Annotated in this window: 22 protein-coding genes, 1 tRNA gene and 3 pseudogenes; 5 read left to right on the top strand and 21 right to left on the bottom strand. The window is 35.9% G+C overall.

Features of this window, described 5'->3' with window-relative positions:
- Positions 1 to 8 precede the first annotated feature (8 nt).
- The 5 genes and pseudogenes from FC37_RS10740 to FC37_RS04045 form a co-directional block, all read right to left on the bottom strand.
- Positions 9 to 212 (bottom strand): annotated as a pseudogene (locus FC37_RS10740) (hypothetical protein).
- 19 nt (positions 213 to 231) lie between these two features.
- Positions 232 to 1347 carry an ATP-binding protein gene (locus tag FC37_RS04055; protein ID WP_035434217.1) on the bottom strand — a complete coding sequence of 372 codons (1116 nt, stop codon included), beginning with the start codon at positions 1345 to 1347 and terminating at the stop codon, positions 232 to 234.
- A 104-nt stretch (positions 1348 to 1451) separates the two neighbouring features.
- Positions 1452 to 1622 (bottom strand): helix-turn-helix transcriptional regulator, encoded by a 171-nt coding sequence (locus FC37_RS04050; protein ID WP_025005527.1) that lies wholly within the window; start codon positions 1620 to 1622, stop codon positions 1452 to 1454.
- Positions 1623 to 1671: 49 nt separating this feature from the next.
- Positions 1672 to 1839: a hypothetical protein gene (locus FC37_RS10485; RefSeq protein ID WP_164477381.1), complete on the bottom strand. Its 168-nt coding sequence runs from the start codon at positions 1837 to 1839 to the stop codon at positions 1672 to 1674.
- 10 nt (positions 1840 to 1849) lie between these two features.
- On the bottom strand, positions 1850 to 2404 hold the full coding sequence (locus FC37_RS04045) for a hypothetical protein (RefSeq protein ID WP_025005526.1): 555 nt from the start codon (positions 2402 to 2404) through the stop codon (positions 1850 to 1852).
- A 155-nt stretch (positions 2405 to 2559) separates the two neighbouring features.
- Between FC37_RS04045 and FC37_RS04040 the strand changes: the two genes are divergently transcribed.
- Positions 2560 to 3210, top strand: coding sequence for a Crp/Fnr family transcriptional regulator (locus tag FC37_RS04040; protein WP_025005525.1), 651 nt, complete (start codon positions 2560 to 2562; stop codon positions 3208 to 3210).
- Positions 3211 to 3254: 44 nt separating this feature from the next.
- On the opposite strand, the gene FC37_RS04035 is transcribed toward FC37_RS04040, so the two are convergent.
- From FC37_RS04035 to FC37_RS10265, 6 genes are all read right to left on the bottom strand, one after another.
- Positions 3255 to 3902, bottom strand: a complete 648-nt coding sequence (locus FC37_RS04035) for a hypothetical protein (RefSeq protein ID WP_025005524.1) — start codon at positions 3900 to 3902, stop codon at positions 3255 to 3257.
- 257 nt (positions 3903 to 4159) lie between these two features.
- Positions 4160 to 4429 (bottom strand): hypothetical protein, encoded by a 270-nt coding sequence (locus FC37_RS04030; protein ID WP_025005523.1) that lies wholly within the window; start codon positions 4427 to 4429, stop codon positions 4160 to 4162.
- Positions 4422 to 4949, bottom strand: coding sequence for an NUDIX domain-containing protein (locus FC37_RS04025; RefSeq protein WP_025005522.1), 528 nt, complete (start codon positions 4947 to 4949; stop codon positions 4422 to 4424). Before FC37_RS04025 ends, FC37_RS04030 begins: the two co-directional genes overlap by 8 nt.
- A 69-nt stretch (positions 4950 to 5018) precedes the next feature.
- The gene (locus FC37_RS04020) at positions 5019 to 5930 is read right to left on the bottom strand and encodes a class II fructose-bisphosphate aldolase (protein ID WP_025005521.1); all 912 of its coding nucleotides are present in this window, start codon (positions 5928 to 5930) and stop codon (positions 5019 to 5021) included.
- A 110-nt stretch (positions 5931 to 6040) separates the two neighbouring features.
- Positions 6041 to 7726: an arginine--tRNA ligase gene (argS, locus tag FC37_RS04015; protein WP_025005520.1), complete on the bottom strand. Its 1686-nt coding sequence runs from the start codon at positions 7724 to 7726 to the stop codon at positions 6041 to 6043.
- Between the two features lie 252 nt (positions 7727 to 7978).
- The gene (locus FC37_RS10265) at positions 7979 to 8851 is read right to left on the bottom strand and encodes an Rpn family recombination-promoting nuclease/putative transposase (RefSeq protein WP_269082138.1); all 873 of its coding nucleotides are present in this window, start codon (positions 8849 to 8851) and stop codon (positions 7979 to 7981) included.
- A gap of 10 nt (positions 8852 to 8861) precedes the next feature.
- Between FC37_RS10265 and FC37_RS04000 the strand changes: the two genes are divergently transcribed.
- Positions 8862 to 9182: a virulence activator alpha C-terminal domain-containing protein gene (locus tag FC37_RS04000; RefSeq protein WP_025005519.1), complete on the top strand. Its 321-nt coding sequence runs from the start codon at positions 8862 to 8864 to the stop codon at positions 9180 to 9182.
- A gap of 40 nt (positions 9183 to 9222) precedes the next feature.
- Here FC37_RS04000 and FC37_RS03995 read toward each other — a convergent pair whose 3' ends face one another.
- The 3 genes from FC37_RS03995 to FC37_RS03985 form a co-directional block, all read right to left on the bottom strand.
- Positions 9223 to 9900: a L,D-transpeptidase gene (locus FC37_RS03995; RefSeq protein WP_025005518.1), complete on the bottom strand. Its 678-nt coding sequence runs from the start codon at positions 9898 to 9900 to the stop codon at positions 9223 to 9225.
- A 131-nt stretch (positions 9901 to 10031) separates the two neighbouring features.
- Positions 10032 to 10880, bottom strand: a complete 849-nt coding sequence (locus tag FC37_RS03990) for an NAD(P)H-hydrate dehydratase (RefSeq protein WP_025005517.1) — start codon at positions 10878 to 10880, stop codon at positions 10032 to 10034.
- A 1-nt stretch (position 10881) separates the two neighbouring features.
- Positions 10882 to 12177 (bottom strand): serine hydrolase, encoded by a 1296-nt coding sequence (locus tag FC37_RS03985; protein ID WP_025005516.1) that lies wholly within the window; start codon positions 12175 to 12177, stop codon positions 10882 to 10884.
- Positions 12178 to 12264: 87 nt separating this feature from the next.
- Between FC37_RS03985 and FC37_RS03980 the strand changes: the two genes are divergently transcribed.
- Positions 12265 to 12348, top strand: a tRNA-Leu gene (locus FC37_RS03980).
- A gap of 37 nt (positions 12349 to 12385) precedes the next feature.
- On the opposite strand, the pseudogene FC37_RS10030 reads toward FC37_RS03980, so the two are convergent.
- From FC37_RS10030 to FC37_RS10960, 4 genes and pseudogenes are all read right to left on the bottom strand, one after another.
- Positions 12386 to 13213, bottom strand: a pseudogene (locus FC37_RS10030) (alpha-galactosidase); the annotation flags it as partial.
- A pseudogene (locus FC37_RS10025) lies at positions 13171 to 14178 on the bottom strand (PTS sugar transporter subunit IIC); the annotation flags it as partial. The pseudogenes FC37_RS10025 and FC37_RS10030, both read right to left, overlap by 43 nt.
- Positions 14179 to 14303: 125 nt before the next feature.
- On the bottom strand, positions 14304 to 15152 hold the full coding sequence (locus FC37_RS03955; RefSeq protein ID WP_338107501.1) for a substrate-binding domain-containing protein: 849 nt from the start codon (positions 15150 to 15152) through the stop codon (positions 14304 to 14306).
- 7 nt (positions 15153 to 15159) lie between these two features.
- Positions 15160 to 15336 (bottom strand): LacI family DNA-binding transcriptional regulator, encoded by a 177-nt coding sequence (locus FC37_RS10960; RefSeq protein WP_338107500.1) that lies wholly within the window; start codon positions 15334 to 15336, stop codon positions 15160 to 15162.
- Positions 15337 to 15518: 182 nt separating this feature from the next.
- On the opposite strand from FC37_RS10960, the gene FC37_RS03950 reads away from it, so the two are divergent.
- Positions 15519 to 15827, top strand: a complete 309-nt coding sequence (locus tag FC37_RS03950; protein WP_025005513.1) for a PspC domain-containing protein — start codon at positions 15519 to 15521, stop codon at positions 15825 to 15827.
- A 56-nt stretch (positions 15828 to 15883) separates the two neighbouring features.
- Here FC37_RS03950 and FC37_RS03945 read toward each other — a convergent pair whose 3' ends face one another.
- The 3 genes from FC37_RS03945 to yidA form a co-directional block, all read right to left on the bottom strand.
- The gene (locus FC37_RS03945; RefSeq protein WP_025005512.1) at positions 15884 to 17155 is read right to left on the bottom strand and encodes a phosphatidylserine decarboxylase family protein; all 1272 of its coding nucleotides are present in this window, start codon (positions 17153 to 17155) and stop codon (positions 15884 to 15886) included.
- A 133-nt stretch (positions 17156 to 17288) separates the two neighbouring features.
- A complete protein-coding gene (locus FC37_RS03940; RefSeq protein ID WP_025005511.1) occupies positions 17289 to 17546 on the bottom strand; it encodes a bacteriocin immunity protein in 258 nt (85 codons plus the stop codon).
- 52 nt (positions 17547 to 17598) lie between these two features.
- Positions 17599 to 18414 (bottom strand): sugar-phosphatase, encoded by an 816-nt coding sequence (yidA, locus tag FC37_RS03935; protein ID WP_025005510.1) that lies wholly within the window; start codon positions 18412 to 18414, stop codon positions 17599 to 17601.
- A gap of 166 nt (positions 18415 to 18580) precedes the next feature.
- Between yidA and FC37_RS03930 the strand changes: the two genes are divergently transcribed.
- Positions 18581 to 18775 carry a hypothetical protein gene (locus FC37_RS03930; RefSeq protein WP_025005509.1) on the top strand — a complete coding sequence of 65 codons (195 nt, stop codon included), beginning with the start codon at positions 18581 to 18583 and terminating at the stop codon, positions 18773 to 18775.
- Positions 18776 to 18809 lie beyond the last annotated feature (34 nt).

The raw sequence follows: 18809 nt of genomic DNA, 5'->3' as shown, positions 1-18809 counted from the left end.
TTCTGCCTCTATAGTTGATGAAATTTAACTGTCTTATTCTTAAGTGAAATTTTCTTCACTTCAAAGCCATAATCAGGCAGTTCTTTCTTATAACGTAAAAATGAATGATCGATTGGTAGACCTGCTGCTTTTTAAACCTCATCAAATGAGAGCTAAAAGTCGCCAGTTTTGTTGTTTTTAATATATTGCCATAATTGATCGTATTTACTCATATCTATATCTTCACTTTCTTTAAGCTAAATGTTCTAAATTATATTTTTCCACAAACTCTGCAAAAAATGGCAGTGCCAGTTGAACTACTCCTCTTTCAGGTGAAGTAATCAACTGATCATCTAGCAAGCGTGCACGATATACTGAAATATAGTTAATCGGTTTATGCAAAATATCTTGCAATTGCTTTGTTGTCACCCGATTGGTTCCAGCTTTAATCATCGCATTAATAAAGTCACGATCGGTTTTAGAAATGTCCATATACATTCTTTCATAAGCATTTCTGAATAAATCTTTTTTAGTGGCCTCTATTGTCTGCTTTAAAACCTCCTCATCTAGCTGCAAAGACTCTTGACTAAAACGCCAGGCATAGTAACCAATAGTTTGAAAAGCATAAGCGTAACCTTTTACCGCACGACTCATTTCATCTAATACCATGAAGTCAATTTCACGTTTACCTTTAGTAAATGCCTTCTCATAGCTAGCGGTTATTGTTTCCTCATCTAACGGAGATAAGTAAATCCGATTGCTACGCAATAAAAAAGTAAGAGTATTATCATTCTGTACTTCAGAAATTCTGCTTGGTAATCCTGTCATTAATAATGAAATATCATATTCATCACCAATTAAAGTTTGATATTCTGATCCAAAGGCTCGCACATCATCACTAATTTCAATTTCATCAATGCCAATCAAAATAGATTTGCCTTGCTTTTTTAAGCGACTCAATAAAATAGAAATATATTCATCATAATCAATTTGCTGAGATTCTTGTAATGCTTGCCAGGTAATACCATTGCCCATAATATTTAAGCTTTTAACATTCTTTAATAAATCAACTAATGAAATCCCTGCTGCTCGTTGAAGACCATGCATTAATTGGAATAATAGATTACCTTGCCCATTGTTTAAACGAATGAATATCCAATTGTCTAATTTCTCTAAAGACCTTTGAACATTTAAAAGAAAAACAGTTTTTCCCGATCCTCTCGTTCCATACACCAAAGACGTTTGATATTTAGCATCATGTGTTTGCAGTCCTGTCAAATAATCGGTTAATGCTTCTTGTTGATCAATGATAATTTTAGGAAAACGTCCAAAACTAGGCATAAACGGATTTAACATTTTTTCTTCCATAAGATTCCTTTTTATAGATTTTTTATAATCAAAATTTACGTTTTATAGAGTTTTTATAATTATTATCTTTTATTTTATACTTCTTTTATAATTAACTCAATTTCTCACTCTGGCCAAAACAGATCATTTAAAGTCTTATCTAGTGCCTGACAAATTTTAATACACAAATTAACCGATGGATTGTAATTACCTTTTTCAATCGCCGAGATTGTCTGTCTTGAAACATCAACTTTCTTAGCTAATTGTTCCTGTGACCCATCCTTATCAGCTACCAATCAAAAAAGCCCGAAATTTGTAGTGCGGTACAATTTCGGGCTTTTTTTATTAAGCTTTTTTCTTATTAACCAAACAATAAACGAAAGAAACAATCGCTTCAGCTAGCATTGTTCCTGCCATCCAGTACATTGCCGGCATCATTTTTCCGCTAAAGGTAAAATACGCGGTAATTAGGTAACAAATTAACCACAAAATCTTCAAAAAAATACTTTGCATTAAATTCACCTTAAGCTTTTTCTATCTTACCTGCAGCAATTGGCAAAGTTGTATGCGCATCATAGCTCATTACGCAACCACCAACGGTGTCAGGCAATTCAAGATCCTTTGGTACACCATGTACATAAACTACACGTTTATCTAATTGAAGATCTTCAGTGTCAAAGGCATCCTTGAACTTAGCTTGTAATTTTTCCAATGGAATATCAATTTCGTATTCGTAATGACCGTTTTCGTCTGCAACAGGATAACCATCGTGAGGGATGTTCATGTCTTGTGGCGCATCATCTAATGGCACCATGGTTGTACCTGATACTTCTTCAGTTTCTGGTAAATCAATGAAACCATCATGATTTTTATCCTGAGCCATAGTTGGAACATGAGCTTCCTTACCATCAGGAAAGCCGTGGAAGTGTTCCCAGTGTTCAATATTCTTAGGAGTATCGAACATTTCTACTTTGACATGAAGCTTGTCGCCATCTTCAGTAAATTCAGCGGTGCCATGAGCTTCGCAACCGATCTTATCTGCATTTAATGGGGTAATGTGTGCAATATATTTTTTCATCTTAATAATTCCTCTCTATACTATGATGTTTTCAAATTCATCATACAATCTTTGAGTAATAATTTGTTGTCTCAACACTTATCGTAATTAATTATAATAAGAAGCTATTATGATAAAATTGATTTAAATCAAGAATTTTAGAAAAGAGGATTTTTATGACAAAATATTCACCAATTGCTTGCTTAAGCAAAGCAGCCCTTTTTACTGATTTACCAATTGAATTAAAAGAAAAACTAGTAACCGTCTCCGAACACCAACAAAAATTTCCTAAAGGAAGTATCATTAGGCAACCTGACGACGGCAAAGATGGCATGATTGTCATCGATCAGGGAAAAGCAAAAGTCTACAATCTATCAAAAGATGGTAAAGAAGTTGTGCTAGGTATACTCCAAAAAGGTGATATCGAAGGCCAGCAACATTTATTCAAACAAAGCGAAAGTGAAAATTTTGTTGAAGCTGTGGAGGACACCTGGGTATGCTCAATTAATCGTGTTGATTTTCAAAACCTTTTGCAAAAAACACCGGATTTATCATTGAAGCTTTTAAATAATTTTGGTGAAAAATTAGTGGCAATTGAACACAATTCAGTGCTTAGAAATACTTTAGATGCCAAAGAACGGATATTGGCTTACCTAAATGACTTGGCCAATGAACAAGGTAAAAATGAAGTCAAATTAGAACTGAAGAAAAAGGACTTAGCCAGCTATTTGGGAATTACGCCGGAGACATTTAGCCGTAAGTTAAAAGAACTAGAAAAAGATGGCAAAATTGAAGTACATGGACGCTGGATTAAGATGGAAAGATGAATTATGTAAAAAATAAAGCCCAGCAGATGCTGAGCTTATTTATTTTATTGCAAACCAAAAATTAATAGATTAGTCCCACCCACGTTCATTGAACCATCTTTTTTTAATTGTTTCAATGAACGTAAAACAAACTTTCTTTGATTACCATGCAACTTCTTAGCAGCCTTCATAGCAGCATTAAAGTCACGCTTGTTGTTTGCTTTCTTAAGACTAGTATTCAATCTATTAGCAATTCTCATAAGTGGCTTTTTCACATTCTTCATTGCTTTACTATTTAAGTAATAGTATTGCAAACCAGATTGAGTAGTCCAACTAGAATATTTCTTATCCTTAGAAGCAACCAAATATACTGGTGCACCAGCACCGCGGCCCTTAACGTTAAGAACTTTTTCTATTCTAAACTTAACTTTTTGAACCTTTTTAGGGCTAATGGTTTTTGCTTTCTTCGAAGGCGTGATATTTTTAACTAATTTCTTATAGTTGGACTTACCAACATAAATCTTTGACGCATCTTTATCATTAAGAATGCGCATGATATAGCCTTCCTTAGTAAAGCTAGCCTTGTTTTTGACAGCTGCAACAGGAGCGGAACTAGTAGATGCGGCATTTACTGACTTAGGGAAACTGTCAAATTTTTTGTGTAAATAGATTTGACAGTTTCGTTCAAGTAGGCCTAAAATCAAATTAGTCATCTTAATTTATAATTTTCCACGTCTCCATTTTTATATAAATTTCTCCACTTACATTGTTACAAACTATGGATATAATATCATTTTTACCTTTCTGCGCCTAAATTCATCAAATTCACACTATTTTGACATCATATTTACAAAAAAAATAAAGCTCAACAAAGGTTGAGCCATGCTTTGATCAATAATTAAGATATTCCACTTCTAATTATAAGCTAAAAATCAGATAAACATACATATTAGTTAATTACAATTAAATCTCACTTCTCACTCACATAAACCTGATGACTTCGTGGAAACTCACGCTTAAAAGCCGCAGTGAAAGCATGCTTTGCTACATTATCAGCAATCGCAAATGTATTAACAGAATTCTCATATCCCTGCTCAGTTAATTTCATTTGCTCACCATCAACTTCAACTGTTAATGAACGATCTTTCTTCTTAGTAAGCAACACCACACGTTTTGATTCTTTGCTTTTCAATAGCTGTTTTATTAATGACTTTACTTGTTTAACTAGTATCTCACGCATAATTTCCACCCAGCAACACTTTTGCTCTTCTTAAAACCGGTAACTCTCTGTCCGCAATTAATTTACCAATTTTAGTTTCCGCACATTTTTGATATTCTTTTTCAGCATCCCGATAACTCAACCTTAAAGTCGACAAATGAAAATCTTCTATTTCATCCTTAGTTAAATGTTTTTCACCAAAAGAAGTGACTTTGCAAAGATAATAATTATTAATATTATGGCGATGAATCAAATTATAGTAGTCACTAACTATACCGATTTTATGCATAATCTCAACTTCAGCACCTAATTCTTCTTTAAGCTCTCGCTTTAGCGCTGTTTCTAAATCTTCACCAGCTTCAACGCCACCACCTGAAGTTTCAATTAGCGTTGCCTTACCAAAGTCGTCATCACGTTTAGCTCTAACAAAATAATAATTTTCCTGGTCATCAAACACGATAGCTCGCACTATTTTACGATCATGATCAATATATTCTAATGGCCATTCAGTGTCTTTCAATTGGAGGTTTAATTCTTTCATAACTTTTTCTTTCTAGAAAAAAATAAAACTCAGCCAAAGCTGAGTTTTATTTTAATTGATAATCAATGATTATTCTTCGTTCAATGATGAACGGTCGAATGAAGCATCCTTAAGTTCGTCATCGATAGTCTTAGTACCCATCCAAGAAATCATTTCCTTCATCTTGGCAGTAATTGCTTCTGCACCTGGCAATAACAACTTACGTGGGTCATAACCCTTAGCCTTCTTGTCAAGGTCCTTCTTGTCTTCGATGTACTTACGAGTAGCTTCTTGGAATGCTAATTGGAATTCAGTGTTGATGTTGATCTTAGCAATACCAAGTTGGATAGCCTTCTTAACTTGGTCTTCAGGAATACCTGAACCACCGTGAAGTACAAGTGGAGTGTCAGGAACAGCTTCAGCAATTTCCTTAAGACGGTCGAAGTTCAAGCCCTTCCAGTCTGCTGGATAAACACCGTGGATGTTACCAATACCACAAGCAAGCTTGTCAACGCCAGCTGCAACGAACTTCTTAGCATCTTCAACAGAAGCTAATTCACCGCCGCCTTGGTTTTCACCAATCTTACCGATTTCAGCTTCAACTGAAATACCACGTTCATGAGCTAACTTGATGATTTCCTTAGTCTTAGCCAAGTTTTCATCAGTTGGAAGTGCGTGACCATCAAACATAACTGATGAGTAACCAAGAGCAATACATTCCTTAGCTGATTCAAAGTCACCGTGGTCCAAGTTCAAGATAACTGGAACTGAGATGTTCATTGAATCCATTTGGTCAGCTACCATGTCCTTAACGAACTTGTAACCACCCATGTACTTAGCAGCACCAGTTGATACTTGGATCAACAATGGAGTTCTAGTTTCTTCAGCAGCACGTAATTCTGCACGAGTCCATTCCAAGTTGTTAGTGTTGTAAGCACCTACAGCGTAATGGTTCTTACGAGCATCTTTAAAGATTTGATTACCGTTGTCAAAATAAGCCATTAAAAAATACCTCCTAAATATCTTACATGCATATTGTACCCTAATTCTGGAATTATGAACAATCTTTCACAAAATGTAAGCGTTATTTTTTAATTTTCATAATTTTTCAGTTACATTTCCTTAGGAGCATTGACACCCAAGAGTCTAAGTGCTTCAGTCAAAACGATTGAAGTAGCTTGAACTAAGGCAAGACGAGCACCAAGTTTATCATCTTTAGTTAAGATCTTCACGTTTGCATAGTACTTGTTAAATTTCTTAGCTAAATCAAGAGCAAACTTAGCAATTACAGATGGTTCGAACTTGTCAGCACTTCTTGCAATAATTCTTGGGAAGTCCGCTAAATCCTTAGCTACGGCAAATGCCCAGTCATCGTCTAAGGCAAAGTCTCCTTCGCTTGGCTTTTCACCCATTGCAGCGGCTTTACGCAAAACACTTTGTGCACGAGCATTAGTGTATTGAACATAAGGACCAGTATCACCTTCGAAACGGACAACTTCATCTAGGTCAAAGTCAAAGTTGTCTAAACGATCATTCTTCAAATCGTGGAAAATAACTGCGCCGACACCTACGTCATGAGCAACTTGATCCTTATCAGCCAAATCTGGGTTCTTTTCTTCAATTTGTTTCTTAGCAAGAGAAACGGCATCCTTTAATACTTGATCAAGGAAGACAACGTTACCCTTTCTAGTAGATAACTTCTTACCGCCTTGAGTAATCAAACCAAATGGAATGTGGTGAATTTCATCTGACCAGTCATACCCCATCTTCTTAAGAACAGTCTTCAATTCAACGAAGTGTTGTGCTTGTTCGTTACCAACCACATAGAGCATCTTAACGAAGTTGTATTCCTTCATTCTCCATTCAGCCGCAGCTAAATCACGTGTTAAGTAAATTGAAGTACCGTCGGACTTAACGATAATTGCTGGGTTTTCATCCGGGCCCATATCCACAACTTGAGCACCACGTGATTCATGAAGCAAACCTTTTTCCTTCAATTCATCGATTACTGGTTGCATCTTATCGTTGAAGAAAGCTTCACCGTTGTATGAATCAAAGCTTACGCCCAATTCCTTGTAGATGCGCTTGAAGTCTTCAAGAGAAACTTCACGGAACCATTTCCACAATTTAACTGCTTCTGGATCACCGTCTTCAAGCTTCTTGAACCATTCACGACCTTCATCATCAAGTTCAGGATTATCTTCAGCTTCTTTGTGGAAACGAACGTAGTAGTGGAAAAGATTCATAATTGGATCTTTCTTAACGTCTTCTTCATTACCCCAATGCTTATAAGCAGCAATCAACTTACCAAATTGAGTACCATAGTCACCAAGGTAGTTAATCTTAATTGGAGTGTAACCAACCTTTTCCATAGTCTTAGCAATTGAATTACCAATTACTGTTGAACGAAGGTGACCCATTGACATTGGCTTAGCAATGTTAGGTGAAGACATATCAATTGGTACATTACCTTCGCCTAATTTTTGATCACCGTAATGTTCTTTTTCAGATAAAACATCCTTCAAGGTTGAAGAAACAAGCTTTTCATGATCAATAGCAAAGTTTACGTAAGGTCCAACTGCTTTGATGCTAGCAAAATTGTCACTACTTAAGTTTTCTGCAATATCTTGTGCAATCATTGCAGGGTTCTTGTGCAAAGTCTTAGCCAAAATAAATGCTGGGAAAGCATAATCACCCATCTTAGCATTTTTTGGACGTTCAATTAAGGCTGCAATTTTTTCTTTTGGTAAATCAACTTGGCTAGCAACTAAGTCAACAACTTCATTCTTAAAGTCCATATTTTCCTCTTTTCTAAACAAAAAAGCCTCTTCCTATCCTAGATAGAAAGAGACGAGCATTAACCCGCGGTACCACTCAAATTGATACAAAGTATCCGCTTATTTAAAATCATTATTTATTCGGTTAGACACGCCTTCGTTATTCCTTAATACCCATCTTCCACCAACATAGGCTCGCTTAAAAAAGGAAATAATTACTACTTCTAACTTACTGGCAAAGATGATTATAGCAGGAAAGAATGGTGCTGGCTACTAATTTAAGTAAAAAACTATTCTTGTTCTGCTTCTAGCATCAACTTTTTTTAACTCAGCTTCACTAAAATCTTTGCCATAGTCTTTGATCAATTTAGACATAATCCAATCATCAGACTGATCAAGTTCGCGCACATTTTGAACGAATTTTTTTACACCTATTCTTTGAGCTTCCAGTTTACCTTCTAATTTTCCTTCTACTATGCCTTCTTCACGTCCTTCTTTACGGCCTTGTCGACGGCCTTCTTTTCTAGCTTCTGCCCTTTCATCAGTCAATAGTACGTCTAAGCTCATTTTGGCATCCCTCCACTCTGTACTTCTAATGTAATCTAAACGTTCCCGATCAATCTCCTTAATAAAATTGCTACTATCTTTAGTCAATCCATATTTAATATAATTCAAAAAATCTTTCAGTTCTGACGTAATCTTACCTTTATAGCCCCTGGCATTAATCGAAATCCAATGTGTTTTCGTATTAGCTTGCGAATCAGGATTATCTTTATCTAAAAGAAACGCACCTTCATAAATATATTTTCCTTCACCGAATGGATCAAATGGGTAAATGAAAATAATATACGTTTCCCCAATTTGATCAAGATCTTCGCCAGGCTTCAATGAATCCTGATCTGCTATGGATTGATAATAGCGAAATCTAGCGCCAGGCCCTTTTTGCTTGGTCGTTTGCATTTCCACATCAAAGATTTTTCCATCCTTGTTCTTTGCCCACAGATCCATGATGACATTCTTCTCTAGCAATTTCTTGTTTAACTGCTTCTGAGGTGTAACTTCGACTTCAGTTATCCCCAGATCTGGAAGAATACTCTGCAATAAATGCAAGCAATTCTCTGGTTTGCTAAAAACATGTCCAAAGATGGGATCACGAGTGATCGTTTATTCACTAACTAAAAAAGGCGCTCTCCAGTTAGAAAATTGGATAAAGCAACCTATCACAGAATTAGCTGTTAGTCATGATCTCTTTTCACTTAAATTATTTTTTATCAATGATCAAAATGATCCACGGATTGCGGAATTAATTGACGAAGAAAAAGCATTAATCAAATCACAATTGCAGCACCTATATGCACGCAAGAAATTACTATTCAGTGATCAAAAAAATATTAAAAAGAATTATGGTCATTATTTGATCTTAACGCGAGCTATCTCACGCAACGAAGGACAACTCGAATGGCTTAACTCACTATGAAAATAAGCGCTACTCAAAACTGAGTAACGCTTTTTCTGCATTAACGATCTTTAATTACAACCTTAGTGCCATCAGGAATATTGTCCATTAGCCACTTGGAATCTGGCACACTAAGTCGAATACAACCATGAGATCCCTGAGTTCTGCCCAATTTAGCAGCTTCCTTCATATTGTAGTTACCATCAGCTTTAGTTGGCACAGAGTGGAACAAGTAAACATTATCTGGACTCCAACTTGTCCAATTATTTGCCCCTTCATTTAATTTATAATTAAAGAAACTATCACCTCGGCCAGCTTGGATGGTATAAGTTCCTGTTGGAGTAAGTGACTTACCTTTTTTATAAATACCACCACTTGACAACATGGTATAGATTACCTTGCCTTTTCTAAGCAAATAGGTACGGTTACCTTCAAGTGATACTCTTAAAGTTAAATCTTTTTCAGTAGGACTAAGCTTAGGGTGCTTTTTAGTTTCACTCTTTCTATTCCAAGTCCCGGCTTTTCTAAGATCCTTTGGATCTTTATATGGACGCAAAATATCACTATCTACTTTAGAATTTTTCTTTTTAGTTTTATTCTTCTTTTGTTTAGCGACTTTTTGAGTAGAAACCGCTTCTTGAGAAACGTCAGACTTAGGTGCACAAGCCTTAGCTAAACCAATAATAGCTCCGAATGCGATTACAATACTAGCAACACCAATAACAATATTTTTCTTCATAAATATAGCAATCTTCTTTAATTAATAGTTTTAGTTTTATTGAAATATGCTACGCGTATTCATAGCATGATGTTAAAAAACATCCCTAATAATGGGGATGTCTTTTATGACTATATAAGATTTTAACATGTTTAGTCTAATTCGGAATATTTTTTCATTAATTTAGGCAATACTTTAGAAATTTTGGTTGGTCTAACTACATAATCATCTTTATTGATTAAATCACCGGCTAAAGAATGAATATAAACAGCTGCTAAAACTGTATCGACGCTTGGACCAAATTGTGCAACAAAACCACCGATGATTCCAGCCAAAGTGTCACCCATGCCGCCAGTAGCCATGCCAGGATTACCGATTGGATTAACAAAGAATTGACCTGTACCATCATAAACATGTGTATGATTAGATTTTAAAACCAGCATTGCATTACTATCCGGAATTAACTGATTAAGAGCATCTACATTAGCACTATCTGTTTGAAATGGGATACGAATTTGACTTAATCTTTGCCATTCCATTTGATGTGGCGTCAAAATCAAGTGCCCAGCATTAGCAGGCAATAATGTTTTGTCTTCACTAATTAAATCTAATGCACTAGCATCCAAAACCACGGTTTGACTTTCTGAAGTACATCTTCTTAGAATTACCAGAATTTGTTTAGCTAAATCACTCATCCCAAGTCCAGGACCGCAGACAACTACGTCCACCTTTTTGATTAAATCCGCTAACTTGCTATCGCGCCAGTCAATAAACATCGCTTCTGGCAAACGAGCATGCAAAGCAGATAAATTCATAGGATGTGTTGCAGTAGCTACTAACCCAGCACCAGCATTTATAGCACCTTCAGTAGACATAATAATTGCGCCGCCATAGTTGTCACTACCGCCAATTAAAAGCACGCGACCATATTTTCCTTTGTAGCTGTCACTTGCTCTTTTTTTGATAACTTTCTTTAAAATGTCTTCAGTTATTTCCGTCATTTTATCTGCCCCCGAAAAGCATCCGCCAAATTCTTACAAAGAAATTAACCTTACCATTTGCGGCAAGTGCCTTAGCTTTTACATTCATTCCATTAGGATTTGATAATGAAACAATCTTTTCATTGCCAGACTTAAATTGATAATTGCCTACTACTTGACCTTTAGTAATTGGTGCCTCAACTGTTTGCTTGTTTAACTTAGCTACTAAGGTTTTACCATCAGCAGGATCCCAAATTGTTGTCTTTTCTTTAAGACCCAAATTGGTAGTGGCATTATCTCCATCAGTTACCTTGATGTTTTTAGCACCAGCCATTTGACTACCTGCGTTAAAAGTTACTGGACGATACTTAGTAAAGACATAGTTCATTAACTTCTTAGTTTGCATAAAACGTGCAGGGTCAGTACCATCCTTGTGACGCGCACCCATGACTACAGTAATTAAACGTGCACCTGCATGATTGATAGTACCAATAAAGCAAGCACCTGCGGCATCAGTAGTACCCGTCTTTAAACCATCGACTGGATAAGCTTTATCATATTGTGAAAGGCCCTTGAGCATCCAGTTAAAGTTAGCCATCCTAGTAGTATGACCTTGGTCTTTGAAGTCTAAATGAGCTAATTTAGTAGTTTCTAATACTTCAGGAAAATCTTTGATTAAGTTTTGACCTACAATTGCCATGTCCTTAGCTGACATAGAATTTTCAGCATTTTTACTTACACCAGGATATGCATCCTTGCCTACATTGCCATTTGGCAAACCACAAGCAGTGTAAATTTTGGCATCTTTAATACCCCACTTCTTCACTTGTGCACGCATTTGATCGATAAATGCCTTTTGTGAACCAGCGATAGTTTGTCCTAAAAGCATGGCAGCACCATTAGCTGATTCGATCAAAGTTGCTTGATAAAGTTGCTTAATAGTATAAGAATGTCCCATCTTAAGAGGTACATTTGAATACTCAGCATTATTAGCCACCTTCACAATAGAAGCGGTTGGCTTAACTTTTTGATTCCAAGATAGTTTTTGATTCTTAATTGCATTTAAAGTTAAGTAAACTGTCACAAGTTTAGTCATAGAAGCAATTGGCAAAGTCTTATCTGCATTTTTTGCATACAAAACCTGGCCGCTGTTACTATCAATGGCGATTGCTGACTTGACATCTAATTTAACTTGATCCGTTTGATAATTAGCCACATCCGCCTTAACAGGTGCTGAAAATGTTGCACCACACGATACTAACGAAATAAGAGCAACGAGGCTAATAACAGCTCGTTTTATCTTTTTACTAAAAAACATGAAACCCGTCCTTTTGAATAATAAAGTATATTTATGCTTACATTTTACCAAATATTTGGTATTATTATTCATGTACATGAGAAAAATGCCCGCTTGGCGGAATTGGCAGACGCGCAGCGTTCAGGTCGCTGTTCAGGTGACTGAGTGAAGGTTCGAATCCTTTAGCGGGCATAAGTAAAGACCTAGCAGTATTTGCTAGGCCTTTTTGCTATTCTTTTTCTATTTCAAAGAGATACGACTGAAAATCACCAGTCACTTGGGCTGTATCGCCATTAGAAGCATTGAATTGATATGGTTCACGCAAACCAAAATTAGTAAGTACTCTACCACTAACCTTATTTTTTTGATTAATGATATAGTCTGCATTTTGATCTAAATTTGAGAGGGAAAGATAACGATCAAGCGTATCATTTGGCTTAGCTAATTTACGGAAAAAGCCAATGATTTGTTTTTCATCTTGTTTTACGCTCCATGCATATTTATTTTGATCTTCTAAGGGCACTAATTACTCAAAGTGGCCATTAACAAGTAGATCCCGTTTACTCTTATACCATTCAATTTGGTCATGGATTGCTTGCTTTTGGGGAGAAGAGAGTGCATTTAAATCTAGTTCATAACCCAGCGGACCAAATGAAGTAAGTTCTTGTCTAAACTTTAAACTAGTGATTCTTCTAACCTGTCCATTAGGAACGGCAGACACATGATTGCTAAAAACTGATAAAGGATAAGCTAGCATTGTGCCAGACATGATATCAAGTCGTTCAGCTGTATCGCTATCGTCACTCGGCCAAATCTGTGGACTATAGAACATAATGCCTAAATCATAACGGCCACCACCGCTAGCACAGCCTTCAATTAACAAGTTAGGAAAATTAGTGAGTAATTTTTTATATAAATGATAGACACCCAAAATATAACGATGGAAAAATTCACCTTGTGGCAAATGAAGTTACTTTAAATATGGCGAATAAGCTTCAGTGATATTCTGATTCATATTCCATTTAACATAGTCAACATGACAATTCTTAATGGTTCGGATACATTGAAGATTGATGGTACTAAAACTGTTTTCATAGTTGCTTTCATTCGAGCTGATTTTGCAAGCCAGAATGCAAAAATCAAAGCAATTCCCAATTGCAAATCTTGCATAACAAAGACACCCATGAATGTAGTGTTAATAATGTGTGGCAAGTGTCCTGCATCTACTCCGCTACGATAGGCATTGTAGTTTTGTAAAGCTAATGGGTCCATGATTGGTTGAATAATTGAATCGACCAACAAGGTACCGTGAATACCAAACCACCAGAATAATTGCATAAAGAATACTGACAGCAAAACAGCTGGTAAAGTCTCGCCTAATCCCATTAATGGTTGTTGCAAAACTTTATAGATAAAGTCGATTGCGTCTTTGTATGGAGTATAGGTGAAGAAAAATCTAATACAGTTAAATAAGAATAATGGAACAGCGCCTGGAATGATGGCAACAAATGATTGACCAATCATCGGTGGTACTGAATCAGGCAATTTAATTGTGATATTTTTCATACTTATACGGCAGTATAATTCACAAGATACAATACCCGTAATAATTGCTACAAACATCCCTTGTGCACCAAGTTGTTGAATTGGGAAAAAGGCACCTTACGTCTTATCCGTTCCAACTAAAGTAAGCATCAAAAAACATGATAATGAAACAGCACCGGCAAATACCTTAGGTTGTTTATACTTACCTGCTAATTGATAAGCCACACCAAATGCAATAAACATCGCAGAAATATTCATTGTGGCGTTACCAACCGGTGCAAAGAAATTATCGATAAAATCTAACACACCTTTTGGTAAGAAACCTGCAAAACCAAAAGTTTGGGGTAAATTTTGTAAAATAACCATAATCGCACCAAACATAGTAGCTGGGAATGCGACCATCATACCGTCACGAAGACTAGTCAGATATTTATTCTGACCAAGAATAGATGCAAACGGAACTAATTTCTTTTGCATCCAATCTAAAAACTTTTTTATAATAAAACTCTCTATTTGTGTAACCACTTTTATTGTTTACATTTATTATAATAAATGTTTAGTATTTGTTTACGCAGGAGGCAAAATAAAAAAGATTAAATTTTTCATTTAATCTTTTTCACTGAATCGCGCAAATGCAATTCACTTCTACAAGTAATTATTAATGGCATTTTGGCTTTTTCAATCATTAAATCTTTAGCTAACCGTACCGCCGTTTTTCCCATTTCACTTGAATCCATATAAACGCTAGACAGGGATGGAATTAAGTAATTAGTCATTTCGACATCATCAAAGCTGACAATAGAAACGTCATTAGGGATATTAATTTGATGATTTTTTAAAGACTTATAAACACCTAAAGCCATCGGATCACTTCCCACCACAATAGCCGTAGGCATCTCATCTAACTCAGAAATCATTTGGTTGCATAAACGAAAGCCATTTTCAATTGACCAATTATCAATGTAAAGATGCTCAAATTTGTTAAGACCTTTTATCCGCATCCAATCTGAATAAGCCTCGGCTCTTGCATCCCTGTCTAACATAATTGTTTTTCCGTTCATGGCAACAACACTAGAGTTACCGCCAATATAAGCAATATTTCGATGCCCCAGATCATATAAATAATTAAGAATTTTTTGCGTACGAGTACCGAAGTCGTTGCAAATATAATCACAATTCTCAATGGTTGGATTAGCATCTACTAGAATCACGTTTTCATTGTATGCTTTAATCCTTTTAATTGCATCATCAGTCATCTGACCAATCAAAATAATGGCACCGTACTTGGAAAGCTGATCAAGATCTTTATTTTTGTCATGCATTCGAAATAATACTTCGGTATCAAGCCGCCACTTAGCAGCTTCATCAAGAATTCCAGTATGGATATTTTTAAAATATGGATCACTAGGTTCATTTTCCTCTGTATGCCGTAAAATTAAGCCTATCGCCATTCCCTTTTTACCTTTGGGGGCATCGTTTATTCTTAACTTTGGAATAATTCATTCGTTCTGCAGTATCAATTACTCTTTTTCGCGTATTTTCATTGATGTGAAAAGCTTTGTCATGGTTTAAAATTCTTGATACACTTGCTGGAGAAACACCAGCTATTTTGGCTACATCTCTGATACTTGTCATAATTATCCTCTGCTTTTTTGTTTACATTTTACTAAAATTGTAAGTCACATTAATAAATAAAGCTATTAATATTACCTTTTATTGTTAATCTATTCTTAAAATAGATCTGTAATTCTCTCTAGCACCGCCACTTGCTGTATAATTATAGATAAGCAATAGCAAATAGAACTGAGGCTATTATTATGCAAAAAAGATTAACTAAATCAACTGATAAAATTCTAGCTGGTGTATTCGGTGGTATCGCTGACTACTTCGGCTTTGATCCAGCTTGGGTAAGAATTATCGGTGCAGCTGTAATTCTGTTCACTGGTATTTTCCCTGGCATCGCACTTTACATCATTGCCGCAATGGTAATGCCAGAACCTGGTGCATCATCACCTAAAGCTGAAAAACACGACACAGATTATCACACCGGTCGTCCTAACAGTATGGATGGCGATTTTACCAAAACAGATGATGAAAAAGAATCAGATTCTAAAGACAATGAATAACTAAAAAGGCGAGGAAGTTGCTTAAAACGGTTTCCTCGCCTTTTTTAACATTAATTTTATTCTACATTTGCAATGGCTTCACGTACTTTAATATTAGTCGTATCAAGACCTGGAGTTTGTCCATGCATATCAAAATCAAGCTTAACTTCTGGTCTAAATAGCAAAACGTGAGTTGACCCACCAAAGTGGAACATCCCTAACTGATCGCCTTTGTTAACATGTTGACCAATCCGCACGGTAATTTCATTATTAGAAACATCACCCATGCCGACAGCAACAAAGCACATCAAACCGATCTTAGGATTATCAGCCTGAATGAAGATCACTGCTCTAGCAGCAGTCGATGTCAAGAATGCCTGAGAATTATTTGCGGCGACCTTATCAGGACCATTTGGATTTTCAAATCCTTGTGCCAAAGCTTCACCATAATAAGTACCATCTAAATTATATGCTTTAACGATTTTGCCACTAACTGGGCTGTTCCAGCGGTGATAACTAAGAGCACTTAAGAATGCCTGATACAATGTACCGCCTTCAAACTTTGATGTCCACGGATCATTGTGCAACAAATCAATCAATGAATATGGCTGTCCTTTAATCCAGAACTTAGCTTTAAGTGGTACATCATGCGCAACAGATTCACAGGCGTTAGCAATCACGTCATCGTCATCTGGAGATGCTACAGGTCTAATACCTGGCTTAAACTTACGAGTAAAGAAATCATCCCATGAAGTATAACCTAATTTTTGTTTAACATCTGTTGAACGCACAGCAAATAAGTCCGCGGAATTATCTCCGCCTGCTTCTTTAGCCATTTCATTTAAAGCATACGGTGAAAGCCAGCCTTTATCTGAAGTATTCAGAACATAACTAGAATCTTCACTTTGTAAATACCGGCCCCAGTAATCCAAAATATTTTTCATCTTCGCATTAACACGTGGATCGTTAAATAAAACATAACCGGCACGAGTTCCCATTGAATAATCAAGTACGGCATTAATTGGTGTACCAACCAAGCCAGTCGTATTAAATTCCGGAGCACGTTGAATTAGCCGATTAAGCACTAATAAAAGTTCGTGATAGTCTCGAACCTGCGGTGTTCCTGCAGGTGTATCAACATCTTTCTGAGGAATTTCATCAAACATCATCTGAAACAAATTCCAAATATAACGATTTGATTCAATCAATTCTTTTAAAGCTTGAACCGGTGGAAGCAACTTCTTATTTTCTTCGCTCTTTGCTTCTTCATAAACCTTTTTTACCCATTTATTTTCAAATTCTTGATCGCTGGGAAGCCATTTTCCAACGTTAAATTTATGTCTTGTCATAATAGGGCTCTATTTCTACTAAAATAATACTCTGTTACTTTTAGTATAGCCTTTTTGTATTCGCTTACATTCAAATGACTCTAAAACCAAAAATACCCCATTAATGCAAAGCTACTGCACTATGGGGTATTTTTTAAATTCCAGATAATTTTTGCATTTCTTCATGCAAATCTAAAATACTGTCAGGTGTATCATCACCGTGGCTAATAATATATCCTGCTAAAGCCTTATCAAGTGCTAAAGCTACTTCTTGCATCGGCTTACCAGCAGCCCTTCTGCCATAAGCTGTCCGCACAATTTCCATCAATTCGGGATTTTTCTTTACTTCCTCATCATGATTAACAATATATTCAATTTTATCTCTAATAATTCTTTCTTCATCTTGAGCCATAAGCGAGACCTTCTTTCTAACTCTATTATAGAGCTATCCGTATCCGCTTACACTATAAAATATTTTTAATTGCTTGAGCAACTCCATCATGATCATTATCAACAGTTACCACATCCGCAGTTTTTTTAACTAAATCAGTACCATTCCCCATTGCAACACCAGTTTCAGCGTACTCGATCATGCTCAGATCATTAGCTTCATCCCCAATTGCCATTACGTTATCTTGAGTCAATCCTAATTTTTCTGTCAATGCCTTTAAAGCTGTTCCCTTATTGACACCTTTACGATTAACTTCAAGATAAAATGGCGTACTTTTAACTACCATATATTCCTTAGCTAATTGGTCAAAATCAGCTTGATACTTGGCCATTGCTGCGCTCAAAACATCAGGATCATCGACATACATGCATTTATAAATCTTTTTATCAGCCATTTCTTCCTGGGTACGATATTTAATACCAATACTACACAATACAGATTCATGTACAGTATATTTACCAATATTACGATTAGCAGTATAAACGCAATCATCGCTGCTAGCATGAAAATGTAAATTAGTTTTTCTTGCTAATGCTTCAATTCTAATATAGTCATCATATGATAAAGTTTCTTCAATTAAACCGTGGCCAGTTGTAGTTTCAACCAAAGCACCCCCAAAGCTGATGATGTATTGATCATCTTGCTCATCAAGACCTAACGGTTCAAGATATTCACGTGCCCCAGCAAGTGGCCGGCCGGTACAAATAACCACCTTTTTTCCTACAGCACTTGCTTGTTTAATGGTAGAAATTACACCTGGTGTCAATTTGCGCTCACTATTTAATAAGGTCCCATCTATGTCAATTGCAATTAATTTAATATCCTTCATATTTTCCTCGTGTATATTTCTATTAATTTTCAATTCATCGATCATAAATCTAACTTTAATTCTATCATTTATATTTTTTCAATTATTGAAAAAAATTTGCCAACTTTTTGCGTATTAAATTGATGCCATTATAATAAATGCTAAAGGAAAATAGAAGGACAAGATTATGGACTACGAGACAAGACTTTTAGAAGAAAAACAAGAAGGTAAAGAAGAAGCTACTATTAGTGGACTTAAAAAGCTAATTTCTGCTTTAAGAGACTTTGGTGGAACTAATCAGCAAATTTTACATCGATTAGAGGCTGATTACGGTGATCAATTCACTAAGAAGGAATTAGAAAACTTCATGAAACAAGCTTAACCGATTATTTGCCAAACAAAAAGTCGTTACTCAC

This window comes from Lactobacillus gallinarum DSM 10532 = JCM 2011 (genome assembly GCF_001434975.1).
GTDB classification, from domain to species: domain Bacteria; phylum Bacillota; class Bacilli; order Lactobacillales; family Lactobacillaceae; genus Lactobacillus; species Lactobacillus gallinarum.
Note: the sequence above shows the minus strand (reverse complement) of the source record. Positions and strands in the feature narration are given on the sequence as shown.

Coding starts and splice junctions, on each gene's coding strand:
- yidA (WP_025005510.1), bottom strand. CDS start 18,414: ATGAAGGATATTAAATTAATTGCAATTGACATAGATGGGACCTTATTA.
- FC37_RS04020 (WP_025005521.1), bottom strand. CDS start 5,930: ATGGCTTATTTTGACAACGGTAATCAAATCTTTAAAGATGCTCGTAAG.
- FC37_RS10485 (WP_164477381.1), bottom strand. CDS start 1,839: ATGCAAAGTATTTTTTTGAAGATTTTGTGGTTAATTTGTTACCTAATT.
- FC37_RS03950 (WP_025005513.1), top strand. CDS start 15,519: ATGCAAAAAAGATTAACTAAATCAACTGATAAAATTCTAGCTGGTGTA.
- FC37_RS03945 (WP_025005512.1), bottom strand. CDS start 17,155: ATGACAAGACATAAATTTAACGTTGGAAAATGGCTTCCCAGCGATCAA.
- FC37_RS04055 (WP_035434217.1), bottom strand. CDS start 1,347: ATGGAAGAAAAAATGTTAAATCCGTTTATGCCTAGTTTTGGACGTTTT.
- FC37_RS03990 (WP_025005517.1), bottom strand. CDS start 10,880: ATGACGGAAATAACTGAAGACATTTTAAAGAAAGTTATCAAAAAAAGA.
- FC37_RS04035 (WP_025005524.1), bottom strand. CDS start 3,902: ATGACTAATTTGATTTTAGGCCTACTTGAACGAAACTGTCAAATCTAT.
- FC37_RS04045 (WP_025005526.1), bottom strand. CDS start 2,404: ATGAAAAAATATATTGCACACATTACCCCATTAAATGCAGATAAGATC.
- argS (WP_025005520.1), bottom strand. CDS start 7,726: ATGGACTTTAAGAATGAAGTTGTTGACTTAGTTGCTAGCCAAGTTGAT.
- FC37_RS03995 (WP_025005518.1), bottom strand. CDS start 9,900: ATGAAGAAAAATATTGTTATTGGTGTTGCTAGTATTGTAATCGCATTC.
- FC37_RS03985 (WP_025005516.1), bottom strand. CDS start 12,177: ATGTTTTTTAGTAAAAAGATAAAACGAGCTGTTATTAGCCTCGTTGCT.
- FC37_RS04025 (WP_025005522.1), bottom strand. CDS start 4,949: ATGAAAGAATTAAACCTCCAATTGAAAGACACTGAATGGCCATTAGAA.
- FC37_RS03930 (WP_025005509.1), top strand. CDS start 18,581: ATGGACTACGAGACAAGACTTTTAGAAGAAAAACAAGAAGGTAAAGAA.
- FC37_RS03940 (WP_025005511.1), bottom strand. CDS start 17,546: ATGGCTCAAGATGAAGAAAGAATTATTAGAGATAAAATTGAATATATT.
- FC37_RS10960 (WP_338107500.1), bottom strand. CDS start 15,336: ATGACAAGTATCAGAGATGTAGCCAAAATAGCTGGTGTTTCTCCAGCA.
- FC37_RS04030 (WP_025005523.1), bottom strand. CDS start 4,429: ATGCGTGAGATACTAGTTAAACAAGTAAAGTCATTAATAAAACAGCTA.
- FC37_RS04040 (WP_025005525.1), top strand. CDS start 2,560: ATGACAAAATATTCACCAATTGCTTGCTTAAGCAAAGCAGCCCTTTTT.
- FC37_RS03955 (WP_338107501.1), bottom strand. CDS start 15,152: ATGGCGATAGGCTTAATTTTACGGCATACAGAGGAAAATGAACCTAGT.